The sequence below is a fragment of the Kribbella sp. NPDC051620 genome (assembly GCF_044453825.1).
Taxonomy (GTDB): Bacteria; Actinomycetota; Actinomycetes; order Propionibacteriales; family Kribbellaceae; genus Kribbella.
Map to the genome: position 1 here is coordinate 102,071 of NZ_JBITDB010000009.1, position 14,115 is coordinate 116,185.

The 14,115-nt window shown below is 67.7% G+C and carries 19 protein-coding genes; 12 read left to right on the forward strand and 7 right to left on the reverse strand.

Features of this window, described 5'->3' with window-relative positions; translation table 11 throughout:
• Positions 1-29: 29 nt before the first annotated feature.
• The 4 genes from ACIA12_RS37095 (at position 30) to ACIA12_RS37110 (ending at position 2,194) form a co-directional block, all read left to right on the forward strand.
• On the forward strand, positions 30-575 hold the full coding sequence (locus tag ACIA12_RS37095) for a molybdenum cofactor biosysynthesis protein (protein ID WP_396372035.1): 546 nt from the start codon (positions 30-32) through the stop codon (positions 573-575).
• A gap of 269 nt (positions 576-844) precedes the next feature.
• Positions 845-1,405 carry a DJ-1/PfpI family protein gene (locus ACIA12_RS37100; protein ID WP_396372037.1) on the forward strand — a complete coding sequence of 187 codons (561 nt, stop codon included), beginning with the start codon at positions 845-847 and terminating at the stop codon, positions 1,403-1,405.
• 107 nt (positions 1,406-1,512) lie between these two features.
• Positions 1,513-1,662 carry a hypothetical protein gene (locus ACIA12_RS37105; RefSeq protein ID WP_396372038.1) on the forward strand — a complete coding sequence of 50 codons (150 nt, stop codon included), beginning with the start codon at positions 1,513-1,515 and terminating at the stop codon, positions 1,660-1,662.
• Between the two features lie 25 nt (positions 1,663-1,687).
• The gene (locus tag ACIA12_RS37110; RefSeq protein WP_396372040.1) at positions 1,688-2,194 is read left to right on the forward strand and encodes a class E sortase; all 507 of its coding nucleotides are present in this window, start codon (positions 1,688-1,690) and stop codon (positions 2,192-2,194) included.
• A gap of 368 nt (positions 2,195-2,562) precedes the next feature.
• Here ACIA12_RS37110 and ACIA12_RS37115 read toward each other — a convergent pair whose 3' ends face one another.
• The gene (locus ACIA12_RS37115; protein ID WP_396372041.1) at positions 2,563-2,985 is read right to left on the reverse strand and encodes a hypothetical protein; all 423 of its coding nucleotides are present in this window, start codon (positions 2,983-2,985) and stop codon (positions 2,563-2,565) included.
• Positions 2,986-3,092: 107 nt separating this feature from the next.
• Here ACIA12_RS37115 and ACIA12_RS37120 point away from each other — a divergent pair, with 107 nt between their 5' ends.
• Together ACIA12_RS37120 and ACIA12_RS37125 are read left to right on the forward strand one after the other, a co-directional pair.
• Entirely contained in the window at positions 3,093-3,551 is a 459-nt protein-coding gene (locus tag ACIA12_RS37120) for a GNAT family N-acetyltransferase (protein WP_396372043.1), read from the forward strand.
• Entirely contained in the window at positions 3,548-4,048 is a 501-nt protein-coding gene (locus ACIA12_RS37125) for an NUDIX hydrolase (protein WP_396372045.1), read from the forward strand. Before ACIA12_RS37120 ends, ACIA12_RS37125 begins: the two co-directional genes overlap by 4 nt.
• A gap of 1 nt (position 4,049) precedes the next feature.
• Here ACIA12_RS37125 and ACIA12_RS37130 read toward each other — a convergent pair whose 3' ends face one another.
• Positions 4,050-4,628, reverse strand: coding sequence for a dihydrofolate reductase family protein (locus ACIA12_RS37130; RefSeq protein WP_396372047.1), 579 nt, complete (start codon positions 4,626-4,628; stop codon positions 4,050-4,052).
• Between the two features lie 51 nt (positions 4,629-4,679).
• Entirely contained in the window at positions 4,680-5,219 is a 540-nt protein-coding gene (locus tag ACIA12_RS37135) for an AAA family ATPase (protein WP_396372049.1), read from the reverse strand.
• A 63-nt stretch (positions 5,220-5,282) separates the two neighbouring features.
• Here ACIA12_RS37135 and ACIA12_RS37140 point away from each other — a divergent pair, with 63 nt between their 5' ends.
• The gene (locus ACIA12_RS37140; protein ID WP_396372050.1) at positions 5,283-6,074 is read left to right on the forward strand and encodes a class I SAM-dependent methyltransferase; all 792 of its coding nucleotides are present in this window, start codon (positions 5,283-5,285) and stop codon (positions 6,072-6,074) included.
• Here the strand turns inward: ACIA12_RS37140 and ACIA12_RS37145 are convergent.
• Positions 6,071-6,838, reverse strand: a complete 768-nt coding sequence (locus ACIA12_RS37145; protein ID WP_396372051.1) for an SDR family NAD(P)-dependent oxidoreductase — start codon at positions 6,836-6,838, stop codon at positions 6,071-6,073. The genes ACIA12_RS37140 and ACIA12_RS37145 overlap by 4 nt on opposite strands.
• 153 nt (positions 6,839-6,991) lie before the next feature.
• Between ACIA12_RS37145 and ACIA12_RS37150 the strand changes: the two genes are divergently transcribed.
• The 3 genes from ACIA12_RS37150 to ACIA12_RS37160 all read left to right on the forward strand — a co-directional run bounded on the left by ACIA12_RS37150 (position 6,992) and on the right by ACIA12_RS37160 (position 8,926).
• Positions 6,992-7,348 carry a hypothetical protein gene (locus ACIA12_RS37150; RefSeq protein ID WP_396372052.1) on the forward strand — a complete coding sequence of 119 codons (357 nt, stop codon included), beginning with the start codon at positions 6,992-6,994 and terminating at the stop codon, positions 7,346-7,348.
• A gap of 107 nt (positions 7,349-7,455) precedes the next feature.
• The gene (locus ACIA12_RS37155) at positions 7,456-8,742 is read left to right on the forward strand and encodes a neutral zinc metallopeptidase (RefSeq protein WP_396372053.1); all 1,287 of its coding nucleotides are present in this window, start codon (positions 7,456-7,458) and stop codon (positions 8,740-8,742) included.
• A 58-nt stretch (positions 8,743-8,800) separates the two neighbouring features.
• Positions 8,801-8,926, forward strand: a complete 126-nt coding sequence (locus tag ACIA12_RS37160; protein ID WP_396372054.1) for a hypothetical protein — start codon at positions 8,801-8,803, stop codon at positions 8,924-8,926.
• 257 nt (positions 8,927-9,183) lie between these two features.
• Here ACIA12_RS37160 and ACIA12_RS37165 read toward each other — a convergent pair whose 3' ends face one another.
• Entirely contained in the window at positions 9,184-9,639 is a 456-nt protein-coding gene (locus tag ACIA12_RS37165) for a GNAT family N-acetyltransferase (RefSeq protein WP_396372055.1), read from the reverse strand.
• A 152-nt stretch (positions 9,640-9,791) separates the two neighbouring features.
• Between ACIA12_RS37165 and ACIA12_RS37170 the strand changes: the two genes are divergently transcribed.
• A complete protein-coding gene (locus tag ACIA12_RS37170; RefSeq protein WP_396372057.1) occupies positions 9,792-10,661 on the forward strand; it encodes a hypothetical protein in 870 nt (289 codons plus the stop codon).
• A gap of 117 nt (positions 10,662-10,778) precedes the next feature.
• Entirely contained in the window at positions 10,779-12,485 is a 1,707-nt protein-coding gene (locus ACIA12_RS37175) for a neutral zinc metallopeptidase (RefSeq protein WP_396372058.1), read from the forward strand.
• On the opposite strand, the gene ACIA12_RS37180 is transcribed toward ACIA12_RS37175, so the two are convergent.
• Together ACIA12_RS37180 and ACIA12_RS37185 are read right to left on the reverse strand one after the other, a co-directional pair.
• A complete protein-coding gene (locus tag ACIA12_RS37180; RefSeq protein ID WP_396372060.1) occupies positions 12,478-12,951 on the reverse strand; it encodes a hypothetical protein in 474 nt (157 codons plus the stop codon). The two genes, ACIA12_RS37175 and ACIA12_RS37180, sit on opposite strands and share 8 nt — an antisense overlap.
• 154 nt (positions 12,952-13,105) lie before the next feature.
• Positions 13,106-14,110: an N-acetylglucosamine kinase gene (locus ACIA12_RS37185; RefSeq protein WP_396372061.1), complete on the reverse strand. Its 1,005-nt coding sequence runs from the start codon at positions 14,108-14,110 to the stop codon at positions 13,106-13,108.
• Between the last annotated feature and the right edge of the window lie 5 nt (positions 14,111-14,115).

Genomic DNA, 14,115 nt, shown 5'->3' on the forward strand with positions numbered 1-14,115 from the left:
CGGATCCGTTGTGCGGCTATCTTGAGTTTGTGGGCAGCGAGGTTCAGGTCGAGATCGTCGGGTTGGTGGTGTCTTCGGTACATGCCTATGTGGGGCGGCCGGAGGATGGGGCGCGGGTGGATCCTGAGATGGCTTCGCGGGGTGAGATCGAGGTGCGGGCCGGGCTGGGGATCGTGGGGGATCGGTACTTCAACCAGTCGGCGCATCGGCGCGCGGCGGTGACGGTCTTCGATGCATCGGCGATGGATGAGTTGGCGGTCGAGCTGGGGCTGGACGAGGTGCCGGATCCGGCGTTGACGCGGCGGAACATCATCATCCGGGGGTACCCGATCGACCAGTTGGCGGTTCGGCGTACCGGGGACGGGGAGCGGATTCCGGGGCGGGCCTTCAGCTTGGACAGCGGGTTGGGGGCGGTGCGGTTTCAGGCGCATCGGCCGGCCAATCCGTGTGCGTGGATGGACGTGATGGTCGCGCCGGGCGCCTTCAAGGGGTTGCGCGGGCATGGCGGCGTACGGTGCGAGCCGTTGGGCTCGGGAACACTCCGGCTGGGACCGGCCACGCTGACCGTTGGCTAGCTCCGAGTCCGGCGAGCGCCGTTCGTTCGGCCACTGATGCTCTGCAGGTTGCCAGCGGCCGAAACCCTTCAAGACAAGGCGGTTGGGGAGGGAAATGAACCGGACCGGGGGTAAAGCGCTCCCCGGGCCTGGACAAATACCTCCCCGAACGGGTTCAGGCGATCTGATCGGCGCGGGACGATGACGGTCCTGCCAGTGTGGTGCGACAGGCATCTGCTCTTGACCACCGAGTTGGACCGGCGGAGGCTGGCTGGGGAGGTGGTGTGGCGATGGCCAAAGTACTGATCATCACTGGGGACGCGGCGGAGACGCTGGAGGTTTTCTACCCCTATCAGCGGTTGCAGGAGGAAGGGTACGAGGTCGACCTGGCGGCGCCGGAAGTGAAGAAGCTGCAGTTCGTGGTGCATGACTTCGTGGACGGGTTCGACACCTATACCGAGAAGTTGGGGCATACGTGGCAGGCTGACGTGGCGTTCGCGGACGTGAATCCTGAGGACTATGTGGCGTTGGTGATTCCTGGCGGGCGGGCGCCGGAGTACATCCGCAACAACGAGGACTGCTTGCGGATCGTGCAGCATTTCTACGGCGAGGCCAAGCCGGTCGCGCAGTTGTGTCATGGGCCGCTGGTCGCGGCGGCGGCCGGGGTGCTGAAGGGGCGCAAGACCTCGGCGTATCCAGCGTTGGCGCCGGATGTACGGGCTGGTGGTGGCGAGTGGGTCGATGGTGACGCGGTCGTGGACGGCAATGTGGTGAGTGGGCGCGCGTGGCCGGATCATCCGGCGTGGATGCGGGCGTTCATGGCCGTGCTGAAGGAGAAGGCGCCGGTCTAGGGGTTCCGGCCTTCCGGTTTTCGGCTGACTTTCGGTACTGCGGGTTACGGTCCGACGATGGTCGGGCGATGGGCGGTTGCGGTGTTGCTCGCGGCCGCCCTGGTGGGATGCGCCGACACCCCACCCCGTACTACGGAACCGCCGCCGACAGCTACTCCGTCGGAGCCGTCGAGCTCCATACCGGAGGGCCCGACCACGCCTTCCGCCAAGCCGACCCCGCCTTCCGCCAAGCCGTCGACGCCCTCGCCCTCTGCTAACGCATCCCCTCCTGTGAAGCCGGCCGTGAACGTGACCCTCGCGATCCCATCGATCGGGGTCCGGGCCTTGCGGGTGGTCAGCTACCCCGGCACCGCCGACGACAAGCCCGGCACCCTCATCCAGGACCGCGGCCTGTTCGCCTCACCAAGCGGCCCGGCAGGCGGAGTGGGCCCCGGCGAGATCGGCAACTTCATCATCACCGGCCACCGAACCGCCCACGGCAAACCCCTGGCCCGCCTGCCAGAACTCAAGACCGGCGCCCACATCCTCGTCACCGCCGACGGCACCGTCTACGACTACGTCGTCACCCGGACGATGACGATCTCCTTCCGCAAACCAGCCGAAAAAGCCCAACAGAACGCCCCCGTCCCAGGCCGCCCCGGTGCCACCCCAACCCACCCGATGCTCACCATCTCCACCTGCGCCACCCCAGAAGACCATGCCGCCGGCAACTACTGGCACGACGCCCTCAACAACCCAGAACACCGAATCAACAAAATAGCCACCCTCACCACCACCCACCCAGCCTGACCCGCCCCACCCCCCAGCCGCTGCCAGACAACGGCCACCCCCCGCCGCCCCACCTCACCCCGCGCGACAACCTCGAAGGCCCACCCGACCACCCGGCAACCACGGCCCACCCATCAGCAACCACCGCGGTCATCCACAACCACCCCTGGTCAGTGCGTTCAGGTGGGCTGCGCAAACAGTCTGCCTATCTTGGTGGGCAGCCGTCATTGCGTGCAGACAGAGGCGTTTGCCATCGTGTGTCCGCGACAACCAGCTGCTTTCACCAAGCGGGCGACGAAGGCGCCCGCGCACTGGGTGGGTGGGAGCTCAGCGCCGGGTGAGCGACGGAGGAGCGAGCGGAGGCGCCGGTGTGGGGAGTTGGGTGGGGGCTAGCTGCGGCCGAATTTCCACCATTTGGGTTTGTTGGCTTTGATTTCTTCTTCGGTGAGGGGTGGCGGGACCGGTGGGCGGGATTCCTCGGTGAGGAAGTTGCCGGATTCGGTGTCGTACGCCGTGACGCCGAGCTTGCTGCTGATCGCCATCACCAGCGGGATGGAGCGGGGTCCGTCGTTGAGGTAGAAGGTGATGTCGCGGACCTCGACGCTCTTGCCGATCGACATCTCGACGTCGTAGTCGTCGCTCTTCAGCACCAGCCAGGAGCGGTTGCTCGCGTCGACGCCGGGCGCCAGTTCGCGGACCTGGTCGAGTACCGACTCCGTGGTACCGACCGAAGGCGGTGCGTAGCCGTCCGGAATGTCGTCGAGACGGCGGACGCCGCCTGGTCCTCGCATCGCGTAGATAGCCCAGCTCATACCAACAGCATTGCTCAGTACCGGTCGAACACGAAACCCGGGTCCGGCAGGATTGCGAATTGTCGGTGGCGGCGGGCAGAGTGCTGGCACGCGGAGGAGGTGGCTGGATGCAGGTGCGGGCGATCGACGAGGACGGGCTGCGGCAGGTCGAGCAGTGGCTGGCGGCGGATCCGGTCGGCGGCGCGATCTTCGGCGGCTTCTACGGTCACGCCGTGGAGCGCTGCACGCCGTTGCTGCAGGCACCGAGCCGGCACGGCTGGATCACCTTCGATGAGACCGGCCCGATCGGTTTCATCGACCTGGAGGTCCTCGACGACGAAGCAGAGATCACGTACTACGTGAGCCCAGCACACCGTGGCCGCGGGCTCGGGCATGCAACGGTCGATCAGGTGGTCCAGTTGGCGACATCGGTGGGCGCTCGTCAGGTCCACGCCTCGGTGGATCCGGAGAACGAGGCGGCTCTCGCGACGCTCCGCTCCGCCGCCTTCACCGACCAACGCACCAACGAGTTCGACGAAGCCGAATTCACCCTCGACCTTCCCGGCCCAAGTAGGGTCGGCGGGTGACCGACTACGCGGGAGTGCTTGCTTTTCGGGGTGGGCGGGTGGTGCTCGTCCGGGAGCGGTATGAGGCGTGGGAGGACGAGCAGTGGTCTTTGCCGAGCGGGGCTGTCGAGGCGGGTGAGACGCCGGCTGAGGCGGCGGCGCGGGAGTTGCTTGAGGAGACTGGGCTGCGGGTCCGGGCCGACCAGTTGAATCTGGTGGCCGAGGTGGTGGTGGAGAGCAGGGACGGGGCGTCTCGTAGTACGGCGTACAACTACTGGGCCGAGGTGCCGGACGGCGACTTCGCGATCGACGATCCCGACAACTCCGTGCAGGAAGCACGCTGGTTCCTGCCGGCGGAGGCGATCCCGTTGGTCGGCGCCATCCCCTATCCACCGCTCAGCCAACCGGTCGCGGCCCATCTCGGAGGGGCCGCGCCCACTCGCTGGACCTTCACCTACGACGACGACGCGGTCGCCCTGCTGGATCGGACCTACGAGATCAGGAGCTCGGCGCTGTGAGTCAGTTGTGCAGAGTGGGCCGGTAGACGAGTTCCTGCAGGTTGCCGTCCAGGGTGCGGCTCTCGAGCAGAGTGAGGTCGAAGTCGGGGACGCCGTCGAAGATCCGGGACGCCCCGGTCTTGCCGGTGATCACCGGGATGACGGTCACCTGGATGCGGTCGACCAGGCCGGCGGCCAGCAGGGCGCGGTTCAGGGCCAGGCTGCCGTGGGAGCGCAGGGGGACGTCGGATTCCTGCTTGAGGCGGCTGACGACCTCGACGGCATCGCCGCTCGCGATGGTCGCGTCCGGCCAGTCGACGGGGCCTTCGAGCGTGTTCGACACGACGATGGCCGGCAGGTTCCTGAGCTGGGTGATCCAGGACCCGGCTTCCTCGAACGCGCCGGGGAACGCGGCGGCCATCCCCAGGTTGTCCCGGAAGGTCGCGGCCCCGAACACGAGCCGCTGCTCCCCGGAGTACTGGGCGAAGCGGTGCTCGAGAAACTCGGGCCCCTGCTTACCCCAGTACCCGCCCCAGTCGCCGGTGTGGTTGCCGTATCCGTCGAGGGTGGAGAAGACGTCGAAGGTGTAGGTGGCGGTCATGCTGCTCTCCTCGCTGCGGGGGCGCCCCCTCCGGGCGGCCTCTCATTCCTACTACGAACCCCAGCTCACCGATCCGACATCATCGGCAGAAGGCTTTTCGAGGTGCTCCAGGATCCGCCGCAGCGAAGTACTGGTCGACTCGGTCGAGGTGTCGATCAGCAGTTCGTAGGTATTGCGGTTGACGGCCTCGTATGTCGGTACGTCCGGCTCGAGAAATCCGTTGTACCGGTCGGTGCGCTGCCCCTCGCGCCGCCGGATCTCCGGCAGCGGGCAGGTGATGCCGACCATCCTCACGTCGAAGGAGCCGAACAGTTCGGCGTACCGCGGCAGATCCGCGGGCAAGATCATCGATTCGGCGACGACATCGAGGCCGTGCGCCGCGACCTCGCGCAGGCAGGCGACGTACGTCTCGACGACGCGCTCGAAGAGGCCGGGGACGCGACCTTGGATCCAGAACTCCGGACGGATCGAGCCGCGGAACTCGTCCAGCGACTGGTAGAAGACCGGGCCGGGCAGCGCCTCGTGGAGGGCTCGCGCGAGGGTCGTCTTGCCGGTGGAGGGCGCGCCGTTCAGGAAGACGATGCGGGTCATCGGGGCAGGATACGGCCCGGGAAATGAGGTGTGCTGGGGATTTGTGGGGTCGATGATGGGGCGATGGTTGAACTGGATCCGTTGATCAGGGCGTTCTACGCGGAGCGGTACGTCGAGGACGACAGGCTGGCGCGGTCGGGGCACGGCCAGCTGGAGTTCTTGCGGACACAGGAGCTGGTACGCCGGTACCTGCCGGGGCCGGGGGCAACGGTTCTCGATGTGGGCGGCGCTACCGGTGTGCATGCGCGCTGGCTGGCGGCCGATGGGTATGCGGTGACGCTGGTGGATCCGGTGGCGGAGCATGTCGCGACCGCGCTGGAGGTCGGGACGTTCGAGGCGATGGTCGGTGACGCGCGCAAGCTGGAGCAGGCGGATGACAGCGTCGACGTCACGTTGCTGTTCGGGCCGCTGTATCACCTGGTCGACGCGGCGGATCGGGCGCAGGCGCTGGCGGAGGCGCGACGGGTGACCCGCGTCGGCGGGCTAGTAGTTGCTGCAGGCATCAGTCGGTACGCCGGCCTGCTCGAGTACGGGACCAAGGGGATGTTGAGTGAGGACAACCTGTCCGAGTTCACCGTCGCGCTCAGCACTGGGCGCAACTACGACGACCCGGAAGGCTTCACCAACGCGTACTTCCACCACGCAGACGAGCTCCGCGCTGAATTCGACGCCGCCGGCTTCGGCGACGTCGAAGTACTGGGCGTCGAAGGACCGGCCGCCGCGACTCTCGAGCACGCTCCGGCCGCCGACGTACCGACCCTCCTCCCGTCAGCAATCCTGCTGGCCCGCCTCGTCGAGAACGACCCCAACGTCATGTCCACCAGCTTCCACTTCCTGGCCTTCGGCCGCGCCTAGTAGACGGAGTAGCCGCCGTCTATCAGTAATACTGAGCCGGTCATGAAGGCGGAGGCGGGGGAGGCCAGGTAGACGACTGAGGGGGCGATTTCGGTGGGGGTGGCGTAGCGCTGGAGTGGGGCGTCGAGGATCCAGTTCTGCTGGAACTCGGGGCGGTCGACGGGTGCCATGTCGGTTTTGACGTAGCCGGGGGCGATGGCGTTGACGCGGATGTTGTGCGGGGCCCACTCGGCGGCGAGGGTGCGGGTGAGGTGGTGGACGGCGGCTTTCGACGCGTTGTACGACGCCTGGTGCTGTGGCCGGTTGACGATCTGCCCGGACATGCTGCCCACGTTGACGATCACCCCGCCACCGGCGGCGATCATGCCGCGCGCGACCGCAGTACTGGTGTTCCACAGCGCTGTCACGTTGAGGTCGAGCACCTGGTGCCACTCGTCGTCGGGGACCTCCAGGGCCGGTCGGTGGATCGCGATGCCGGCGTTGTTCACCAGTACGTCGATCCCGCCGAGCGCCTCCGTCACCTCAGCGACCATTCGCGTCACGTCGGCCCGTACGGTGATATCGGCCTGTACTGCGAACCCGCGCCGCCCGACCGCCTCGAGCTCAGCCACCACCGCCGCGTTCCGCTCGGCGTCGCGGGCGGCGATCGCCACGTCGGCACCCGCCTCGGCCAGGGCCAGCGCGAAGGCCCGGCCGAGCCCGCGATTGCCGCCGGTGACCAGGGCCCGCTTGCCGTTCAGCGCGAAGCTCTCCAGCACGCTCATTCGGTACTCCTGTCAGTACGCAGAGTGATCTCAGGTCGCGAAGCGATGTCAATAGCTGCAATCCGGTACAGCGAAGGACCGTCCGCCAAGTAGCATCGTGCCGCGATTCGAGCCAGGGGTGGGTCTCGGACCGCCACTGAGACACTGGGTCCGATGACCGGGGAGAAGCGGGGAAGCATGGCCGAGGAGCCGGGGCCCAAGCCCGGACATTTCCTGCCGCAGGACGACCAGCCGGCGAGCACGTCGACGTACCAGCGACCGCCTGTACCGGCGTACGGCGACCCGTCCGAGCCGCTGGCCCCGCCGACCCGCCCGCTGCTGACCGGTTCCCGCCTCGGCCCGCCACCGCCCGATGATCGCGCCGCAGCCGCCTTCAAGGCCCGGTACAACCCCGACCCGATCGCCTTCGAACCGAAGAACCGCTCCAAAGGCCTGATCGCCGCCGTCATCGCCGGCGCCCTTATCCTTCTCGCCGGCGCCGCCTTCGCCGCGACCATGGTGCTGTCCTGATGGGTCTGCTCATGGAGGGGGTTTGCGTGGCGGGTTGCGGGCCCTGCAACACTTTCGTAGCAGCGCCGGGTGGAGCCGGCTGATCACCGACGGACTGGGGTAGATGGATGGCGGACGAGCGGGTGCCCGAGCCGGGTCACTTCCTGCCCGGTAGCGACGTGCCTACAGGCGGGGATTCCCCGGTCGCTCCGACGTCCAAGTCCAGTCGCGGATCCGGGCTCGGGCTCGGGGAGGCTCGGCCGGTCAGTATTTCGCAGGAGCCTGCTCGGAAGAAGGCGGCTCCGTTGCCGGACGACCCGGAGTACCAGGGGTTCTACAGTGGTCCGCCGGCCGCGCCTTTGCCGGGTGCGCCGACAGGGTCGCTGCAGGGGAGCCGGCAGTTCGGGCGGGTTCGGTACGACGGGTGGAAGACGACGTCTCCCCGGACGGGCCTGCGGCAGTTCGCGACCCAGTCGCCGTACCGCAAGCCGGCCCGCCAGTTCTCCCAGCGCTTCGTCGGCCTGATCTCCGCCCTGGCCCTGGTCATCGTGGCCGGCGGCACCATCGCGGCGTACGCGAAGATCGACAGCTTCGGCAACGAGGTCACCAACCCCCTGGCCGACCCCTCCATCAAGCCCTCCGAGGGCCCCCAGTCAGTAGCCCCCAACCCCACCAAAACCGTCACCATCCAGCCGGTACCCGACCTGGTCCGCCTCCAGAAGAACAAGCTCTACACGGTCGGCAAGCTGGCCGGCGTCAAGTGCGCCCGGCCCAAGGTCAAGCCGACCAGCAAGGCGAACATCCTGCGCTTCTACCAGGCGATGTTGCCCTGCTTGCACGAGACCTGGGAGCCGCTGGTGCTGAAGGCGGACTACCCGTTCCGGCAGCCGAAGCTCGTACTGGCCGGAAAGACCAACACGACCACGTGCACCGGCGAGTCCGACAGCTCGAACTACTGCCCGGCCGACGAGCTGATCACCATGCAGTGGGCGCAGGACCTCAAGGACTACAAGACCTACGGCGACCAGGTCGTCGTGCACATGATGGACACCCTGGCCCATGAGTACGGCCATCACGTCCAGAACCTGACCGAGATGTCGACGGCCTCCCAGTCCCGCGAGGGTTATGCCAAGACCAAGGCGGAGAAGCTGGAGTGGAGCCGTCGTCAGGAGCTTCAGGCGAACTGCCTCGGCGCGAACTTCCTCGGCGCGAACAAGAACACCTTGGGCCTGACCGGTCAGGACCTGAAGTCCTGGGAGTCGCAGACGAAGAACAGCGGCGACGAGTTCGACCCCAAGAAAGTCCGCGACCACGGCTCGAAGAAGAACCAGTGGCTGTGGGCCGGCCCCGCCTTCAAGTCAACCAACCCCGCCTCCTGCAACACCTACACCGCCCCACCCGCCAAAGTCTCCTGAGCGGACGCCGGCATCGCAGCCGTCCAAGGCTCCCAAGGCGTCCAGTACGCCGCGGTTGGTGACGCCCAGCGCGTCGCCGAGCGGCGAGAACGAGAAGTGGCTGGTGGACAATCCGTTGGTCGCGCCGATCCAGCCAGATACCCGACCGCCTGCCGTCGCTGCGATCGAGGCGGGCGTCTGGTAGCGCAGAGCTCGAGCAGGTCCGTCGGCTGGAGCTTCAGGCGAGTTGCTTCGCCGCCGCCTTCTTCGGCGCCAACCGGACGACGTTGGATCTGCACGGCGACCGCCTGTCCGAACTGCGATGGCACGAGGACGGCGGGGACGAACCGGATGACCGGCGCGACCATGGCTCAGCGAAGAACAACCAAGCGTGGTCGGGAGCAGCGTTCTCGGCCCGGAGTCCGGATGCCTGTAATACATGGGCGGCAGCTGCGAAGAAGGTCAGTTGAGCTGGAGTTTGAAGCCTTCGTGGGTTTGGGTGAAGCCTAGGTTTTGGTAGAAGCGGTGGGCGTCTGTGCGGGCCTTGTCTGAGGTCAGCTGGAGGATGGTGCAGCCTTGGGTGCGGGCCTCTTCGATGGACCACTGCATGAGGGTGGTGCCGAGGCCGGTGCCGCGGGCTGAGGAGGCTACCCGGACGCCTTCGACCTGACCGCGGGTGGCGCCCTGGCGGGACAGGCCGGGGATGATCGTCAGCTGGAGCGTGCCGATGAGCTCGCCGTTGCGGTCGGCAACGACCAGGAGCTGGTTCGGGTCGGCGTCGATCGCGGTGAAGGCGGCCTGGTACGGCGTCAGGTCGTCGGCGCTCTCGCGGCCGGCGCCGATCTCGTCGTCGACGAGCATCGCGACGATGCCGGGGACGTCGGAGGCGGTGGCACGGCGGATCACGACATCGGTCATTGCCTTATGCAATCACATTACTTTAGGTGAGCACCGTTTACTCCCGGTCGCGCCGGGCACGGGTGCTTGGACACCAACTGCAACCCGCCCGTAGCCGGCGTCGCGCGGTCGGGTGCGTGGCGGTGGGACGGGCCAGTCCGGAAGGAACGCCGATGTCAGCACTGGCCATCGACTTCACCCAACCTTTTGAAGATGCCTTCAGCAAGCTTCTCGGGTTCATCCCGAACCTGCTGGGCGGCATCGTCATCCTGGTGATCGGCTACTTCGTCGCCAAGGTGCTCGGCAAGCTGGTCGGGACCCTGCTCGGCAAGGTCGGCTTCGACCAATGGATGGAACGAGCCGGGGTGTCCGGCGTCCTGCAGCGGTCGGGCACGGGGCTGACCGCGTCGACGATGCTCGGCAAGGTCGTGTTCTGGTTCGTGTTCCTGATCAGCTTCACGATGTTCGCCTCCGCGCTCGGCGTACCGGAGATTTCGAACTTCATGTCCGACATGCTCGGCTACATCCCGCGGATATTCGCCGCGATCGTGATCGTCTGCCTGGCGGCGCTGTTCGCGAACTTCCTCGCGGCGGTGATCCGCGGCGCGACCGGCAACGAGACACTCGCCAAGGTCGGCCGGTACGCCGTACTGGTGTACGCAGCCTTCGCCGCGCTGACCCAGCTGGGCATTGCCGTCCAGCTGACCGGCAACACGCTGCTCATCGTGCTCGGTGGCGCCGCGCTGGCCCTCGGCCTCGCTTTCGGCCTCGGCGGCCGCGAGATGGCCGGCGAAGCGCTGCGCACCCTGTTCGACCGCAGCACGATGAACCGTCCCACCACCCCGGACAGCACCGCCGGCTCGAACGGCATGACCGGCAACGGAACGACCGCGGGCAACGGAACAACCGCGGGCAACGGAATGGCCGGCGGCCAGACCTCCTATCCGACCCAGGAGCCTGCTCACCACGGCGCTCCGCAGTCCAACGGCAACTGGCCGGGCAGCGACAACGGCTGGAGCACGGAACCCCCGCGCCACAGCTGACCGAAGTACAAGAACAGGTGGGTGTGATCCGCCCGGACCACACCCACCTGTTCTCGAGTCGATGTCATTAGCTGCAATCCGGTACGCCGAACAACCGCCCACGTCGTAGCATCACTCGTGCTGAAGAAGCGCTCGAAGCTGCTGGTCGCCGCGCTCCTCATCGGTGGAGCGATCCTCGTCGGCGTCGTGCCCGAGGTTCTCAAGCTGTCTGACGGCGCCGTCGGCAACCCGCTCGTCCCTCCGCCGCACACCCCGTCGGTCCGGCCGATCGTCAAGCCGGTGGACGACCTCGCCGTCCTGCGGAAGAACGCGCTGTACACCACCGGCCCGCTCGCCTCGGTCAAGTGCAGGGAACCGGTCTTCCGGCCGACCTCCAAGGCCGCCATCAAGTCGTACTACCAGGCGCTCCTCGTCTGCATGAACAAGTTCTGGCAGCCCGCCGTCCGCAAGTCCGGCCACGTGTTCCACCCGCCGAAGCTGATCCTCTTCCAGAACGGCGACCAGACCGCGTGCGGCCTGCAGGTCGACGCCGCCGCGTACTGCGATGCCGGCGGCGGCATCGTCGCGCTGCCCTGGAAACGCCTGAACGAGGAGTACCGCGAGAACCAGGCGCTGGCCAGCATGGACATGGTCGACGTGCTCGGCATCGTCTACGCCGTCCATGTCCAGCGACTGACCGGCATCTTCGACGCGTCGCTGCACCGCAAGGCGGAGACGGCCGACGTGGAGCAGAGACTGGAACAGTCGCGCCAGGCCGCCTTGCAGGCCAACTGCCTGTCAGCCGCCTTCCTGGGCGCGAACAAAGCGAGCTTCCCGCTGACGGGTGATCGGCTGACCTGGTGGAAGTGGCGCACCAAGCACAACATCGACCAGACCAACCCACTCGAAGCCCGCACCCATGGCTCACCTCAGCGCATCGAGCTGTGGATGAGCCGGGGCTTCGCGGCACCCAACCCCGCCTCCTGCAACACCTACACCGCTCCCACCACAAAGGCGCAGCCACAGCCGCACCCGCCGTCGGCGTCGGCTGCGGCGTCGCAGGCGCCGGCCGCCAGCTCGCCGAACGGCTTCACCGCGGCCCACCGGATGCGCCCCGATGCGGCCGCGAGCCCTGAAGGCGGCCCGGCGTTGCAGAGGAACGCGCTGTACCGGGCCGGGGTGGTGCCAGCCGTGAGTTGCCCACTTCCGGCGGGCCGGCTGGCGACCAGGGCGGCATTGCAGGCGTACGCCCAGAAAACGCTGGCGTGCCTCGATCGAGCCTGGCGGCCGCTCGTTGCTCGTTCTTCGGCCCGGTTCTGGTCACCGGGGCTGCGGTCCGTCGAGGTCGGCGACTCGACCAACTGCGGGCCGGTTGCCGGCGGCACCTACCTTGCCTTCTACTGCCCGGCGGACAGCACGATCTACTTCAACTGGATGGAGCATGCCGAGAAGGCGGGTGACAACCGGGCCTACGTTCAGAACGCCATGATCGACACGATGGCGCACGAGTACGGGCATCATCTGCAGTGGATGACCGGCATTGGCGACGCCTACGACGAGCTCTACGACCGGAAGTCCGGCCCAGCGCAACTTGATCGGAGCCGACGGTTGGAGATCCAGGCGAACTGCCTCGCCGCTGCCTTTGTCGGAGCCAACCAGAAGACGCTGGGCCTGTACGGCGCGCGGCTGGCCGAGATGATTCTCGAGGAAGGCGCGGGCGATCAATCAGGGCCGCCCGACCACGGATCTGAGCTGAACAACGGAGCCTGGTCGAGCGCGGCCTTCGCCAGCAAGAGCCCGGCTTCCTGCAACACGTGGGCCGCGCCCGCATCCAAGGTCAGCTGACTGACTGGTCCTCGGAAGCCTCCGAGCTGGTCGCGTCGGGTCCTGCGCGCCGGACATCCTCGACCTTTGCCATGGCCTCACGGAGGTCACCCAGCCAGCTCTCGCTGTGCTGGGCGACGAGCTTCACGCACCAGCCGAGCGCATCGCTGCGAGACCGCGCGACCCCGGCGTCGACCAGTGTGTCGAGCACCTGCCGCTCCGGCTGGCGCAGGCGCGTCATCACCGGCGCGGACAGGGACGTGAAGACGGTCCGCGTCTCCCCGGCCCGCACACCCCACGCAACCTTCCGCCGGGTCGCGTGCTCCAGCTCCCGCGCGATCTCGATCCGCTTCTCCCGGGTGTCCTCCCGGAACTGCTTGATCCGGCCTTCCTCCGCGGCCGACCGCTCCGCCGCGCTGACCCCGTCACCCTGCTCGGGTGCCGCGATCCTCCCGACCACGAGAATCTCGTCGCGATCGATACTCACCTCGGGCTCACCCTCGAACCACCCCGCCGGAAGCCGACCCGTAAGCCAGCCCCGAACACGCTCACCTTCTGACTGTGTACTCATGTAATCATGATTACACATCGCACAAACAACCCCCAACCACCCAAGCGAAGCAAAGGTGGTTGGGGGCGACCTACGCGGCAGGGGACGTCTCGTAGGCGGATCTGAGGGTGAGGTGGGCCGAGGGAGCCGCGCCTGTGTGGTCCAGGCCCAGCAGCGCTGCGCCTACAACCGGGGGGACGTCTACTACCCGGGCTACTGCCTTGGGCGCCGCGGTTGCGAGTAGGCGGACTACCGTCTCCATGAGCAACGGGTGGCCCGCAGTGAGAACGCCGCCGCCCAGTACTACGTCGGTGGGCTCGTCCAGGAGGTCCAGCCGGCTCATGGCGACTACTGCCATCGAGACGACCTCTTCGGCTTGGTGCTGGACGATGGAGCGGGCGATGGCGTCGCCGGACGCCGCCACCTGGAAGAGGAGAGGAGTCGCTTCCAGGCGGCGGGAGACCGGGATGTCGCCCAGGTGGAGGGCCTCGATGAGCGCAGGCATCGAGGCGACGCCGTAGTGGGCGGGGAGGGCGGTGGCGAGTGCTGTGGCCGGGCCGCGGCCGTCGTCGGCCCGGGCGGCTACCCAGAAGGCCTCGTCGGCCAGTTGCTGGCCACCGCCCCAGTCGCCGGAGATCTTGCCGACGGCGGGAAAGCGCGCCGTACGGCCGTCAGGCAGCAGTCCCGCGCAGTTGATGCCCGCGCCGCAGACCACCGCGACGCCGCGCGGCTCGTCCACGCCGGCCCGCAAGAGGGCGAAGGTGTCGTTGGCGACATGCACCGACGTCGCCCAGCCGAACGACTCGAACGCCTCGGCCAGGCGCTCCTCCTCGATCGGCAGGTCCGCGTTCGCCAGGCACGCGGAGATCTGCTGGACCAGCGGTACTGCACCAACCGCCAGCCCGGCCTCCGCAGCCGCGGTGGCGACCAGCGGGGCCAGGCCCTCCACGGCGGCGTAGGCCCCGACTATGTGCGGCTCGAAGCCGCCGCCGCGCGCAGTACCGAGGACTGTGCCGTCCGCGGACACCAGTGCGACGTCGGTCTTGCTATTGCCCGCATCGAAGGCCAGTACGCCGCCAGGCACCAGCGGTCTCATCAGGC

Coding starts and splice junctions, on each gene's coding strand:
- ACIA12_RS37120 (WP_396372043.1), top strand. CDS start 3,093: ATGCAGGTGCGGGCGATCGACGAGGACGGGCTGCGGCAGGTCGAGCAG.
- ACIA12_RS37185 (WP_396372061.1), bottom strand. CDS start 14,110: ATGAGACCGCTGGTGCCTGGCGGCGTACTGGCCTTCGATGCGGGCAAT.
- ACIA12_RS37145 (WP_396372051.1), bottom strand. CDS start 6,838: ATGAGCGTGCTGGAGAGCTTCGCGCTGAACGGCAAGCGGGCCCTGGTC.
- ACIA12_RS37105 (WP_396372038.1), top strand. CDS start 1,513: ATGCGCCGACACCCCACCCCGTACTACGGAACCGCCGCCGACAGCTAC.
- ACIA12_RS37165 (WP_396372055.1), bottom strand. CDS start 9,639: ATGACCGATGTCGTGATCCGCCGTGCCACCGCCTCCGACGTCCCCGGC.
- ACIA12_RS37135 (WP_396372049.1), bottom strand. CDS start 5,219: ATGACCCGCATCGTCTTCCTGAACGGCGCGCCCTCCACCGGCAAGACG.
- ACIA12_RS37130 (WP_396372047.1), bottom strand. CDS start 4,628: ATGACCGCCACCTACACCTTCGACGTCTTCTCCACCCTCGACGGATAC.
- ACIA12_RS37150 (WP_396372052.1), top strand. CDS start 6,992: ATGACCGGGGAGAAGCGGGGAAGCATGGCCGAGGAGCCGGGGCCCAAG.
- ACIA12_RS37170 (WP_396372057.1), top strand. CDS start 9,792: ATGTCAGCACTGGCCATCGACTTCACCCAACCTTTTGAAGATGCCTTC.
- ACIA12_RS37140 (WP_396372050.1), top strand. CDS start 5,283: ATGGTTGAACTGGATCCGTTGATCAGGGCGTTCTACGCGGAGCGGTAC.
- ACIA12_RS37155 (WP_396372053.1), top strand. CDS start 7,456: ATGGCGGACGAGCGGGTGCCCGAGCCGGGTCACTTCCTGCCCGGTAGC.
- ACIA12_RS37115 (WP_396372041.1), bottom strand. CDS start 2,985: ATGAGCTGGGCTATCTACGCGATGCGAGGACCAGGCGGCGTCCGCCGT.
- ACIA12_RS37100 (WP_396372037.1), top strand. CDS start 845: ATGGCCAAAGTACTGATCATCACTGGGGACGCGGCGGAGACGCTGGAG.